Origin of the sequence: Campylobacter sp. US55, assembly GCF_004378955.1 — a bacterium.
GTDB lineage: Bacteria > Campylobacterota > Campylobacteria > Campylobacterales > Campylobacteraceae > Campylobacter_D > Campylobacter_D jejuni.
The window spans coordinates 1-314 of sequence record NZ_RYYF01000030.1 but is presented as its reverse complement, the minus strand read 5'-3'; the positions used below and the strand labels follow the sequence as shown (position 1 = coordinate 314).

1 pseudogene is annotated in these 314 nt (G+C 21.3%); it reads left to right on the top strand.

Going from position 1 to position 314, the window contains the following annotated elements:
- A pseudogene (locus tag ELQ07_RS08295) lies at positions 1-314 on the top strand (glycosyltransferase family 2 protein); the annotation flags it as partial.

The window sequence follows — 314 nt, the reverse complement described above, 5'->3', positions numbered from 1 at the left end:
ACCATAGAAAATAAAATGGTCGGTGCTGTTAAAATTGTTGAAAATCATTTATCTTATAAAATAGGGAAAAAAATTATTCATTCTAAAGGGCTGATAAATATTCTATTGCTTCCATTTTCAATTATATGTATTTATTTTAATCATTATTTGGAAAAATATATATATAATATATCTATTAAATATAATCCAAATTCTAAAAGGATAAAATTAGAGGAATATAGTGATTATGATGAGGCTGTGAGAATACAAAACTATTTATCTTACAAAATTGGAAAAATATTTGTTAAAAATCCTTTTTTGTTTGCAATTAGATT